This window comes from Albidovulum sp., assembly GCF_049646345.1.
In the GTDB taxonomy this organism is placed as follows: Bacteria; Pseudomonadota; Alphaproteobacteria; order Rhodobacterales; family Rhodobacteraceae; genus Albidovulum.
Window position 1 is genome coordinate 1 of record NZ_JBARVQ010000342.1, and the last position, 1,877, is coordinate 1,877.

The window sequence follows — 1,877 nt, forward strand, 5'->3', positions numbered from 1 at the left end:
CGCACTTTGCCGTAGCGGCGGCTACGGTTTAGCGGACGATATGAACGATGCTGTTGTCGGCGTTGTTGATAACGACCGGCACACCGTTGACATAGGCATAGGAATAGTCGCTTTGCCGATCACGAGCGCCGCGTCCTGCGCCCAGGCGCCGTTGGTTGCAAGTAACAGAAAAAGACAAGACGGCTTGAGAAACTGCATTTTAACCTCGATCGCTTTCTGAAAAAAGCCAACATCCTCAACCCGGATCGTCGGCCGACAAGTTGTGCCACGGCCTCTGGCGGAATGATCCGGCATCCCGCCGTCCAAGGCTTTACTGGAAACGCCAAGGTCGCCTAATTGTTCCGGCTCTCTTATCTGCACCGTTATTTCCGGCGCGTGTCGCGGCCTCGAAAGTGGTGCGCCTACGCAGCTTTCGTACTATTTTTCGTCCGCATGGAACCCCGGCGAACCCGATGCGTTATCCTGTTTGCAAGCGGGGGGGAGGATCTGTGGGCAAGGTGGATGATATGGAGCTAAATCCGCGCGCCCGACCGACGCTCGGAGCCGAGCCGGGTGCGTCGGTCATCTCGATCAGGGCACTCGTCTCCATCGTTGCGGTTTGCACGATCCTCTACATCGCCAAAGATCCGTTCCTGCCCCTCATTTTGGGGATGCTTTTCGCTTTCATACTTACACCGGTGGTGAATTCGCTGCGCCGCTATGGTCTGCGTGATATGTTTGCGGTCATTGTTTCCGTTCTGGCGGCAGCGACACTGGGTGGCGCCTTCGTGCTTATCCTGTTCTTCCAGGTGGGCCAGATCGGAATGAACCTTCCGCAATATCAGGGCAACGTGCTGAGTAAGGTGGATACGCTCCTTGCGGCCGGCACCGAGAACAAGGTCATCTCGCATCTGCAGGGCATGGTCGAGCGGATAATCTCGCGGCGCGTCTTGAAGTAGCGATAGCGAGAGCGTTTTGCCATGCAGCGAGGCTGGTCCGACGTTCGGCCCACCTCAAGCCAGTTGCCTCTGGCAAGACCATATCCGGCTGTGAAGATTCAAGAGACGGAAGGTGCGGCGGTAACGGCCGCCGCACCCGGTATGTTATGAAAGTGCGCGCCTTAGGGGCGGGACCGCTCTCAGTAGCGTCGCGTCGAGAAGCAGGATCGCCACCACCGCGGCGCCTCCCAGCGGGAAGGCGATGCCGAGGATGACCACCACGAGGGCTGCTCCCACCCAGAATGGCGCGTGCTGAGGCCGGGGAGGCGCGGAAAGCGAGGTCGCTCCATCCGGGCGCCGCTTGACCCACATCACAACACCCGACACCGACAGGAAGATCATCGACAAGCAGAAAAGCGTGTTCAGCGTGATGTTCCAGATCCCAAGATCGCCTTCATGGAATGCTATGCCCCAGGCCATCGCCTTGGCATAGGCAGTGTAGTCGGCATAGCGCACGTCGGCCAGAACGTTCCCGGTATAGCGGTCGATATGGATCGTTCGGTCACCCCCAGGGTCGTGGCCGTCATTCGACATACTGTCATGGCTTACGGTCCAGACACCGCCTTCGTCTGCCGGAAGGTTGATCTGAAAGCGTCCGGCGAAGCCGAGGGATCTGGCAAAGGCGACGACCGCGTCAATATCCGGCTGTGCGGCGACAGCGGGTGTACCGGCGAGCGAGCCCGATTGCGGCAGCGCTGTTTGTTCCAGGTTCCACGGCACTTCGGGCGCCGCGCCGTGGTTCATGTCGGCATGGGTCGCGTCCGAAAGGGGCACGTTGTCCCATTTCTCGGCTGGGAATGTGGACCACGCCTGCACCATCTTGCCGCCCCATATCCCTGCCCAGCTGAGCCCCGAGATCAAGAAGACGATGAGGACAAGCGACATCCAGAAGCCGACGAC

General features: G+C 59.8%; 3 protein-coding genes. 2 read left to right on the top strand and 1 reads right to left on the bottom strand.

Features of this window, described 5'->3' with window-relative positions; genetic code table 11:
• Both WBB85_RS08550 and WBB85_RS08555 read left to right on the top strand, forming a co-directional pair.
• On the top strand, positions 1–220 hold a 220-nt coding region (locus WBB85_RS08550), incomplete at its 5' end, for a hypothetical protein (protein ID WP_432638200.1).
• A gap of 268 nt (positions 221–488) precedes the next feature.
• A complete protein-coding gene (locus WBB85_RS08555; RefSeq protein WP_432638201.1) occupies positions 489–938 on the top strand; it encodes an AI-2E family transporter in 450 nt (149 codons plus the stop codon).
• Positions 939–1,082: 144 nt separating this feature from the next.
• Here the strand turns inward: WBB85_RS08555 and WBB85_RS08560 are convergent.
• Positions 1,083–1,877, bottom strand: a 795-nt coding sequence (locus tag WBB85_RS08560) for a PepSY-associated TM helix domain-containing protein (protein ID WP_432638202.1), incomplete at its 5' end; no start/stop codon positions are given.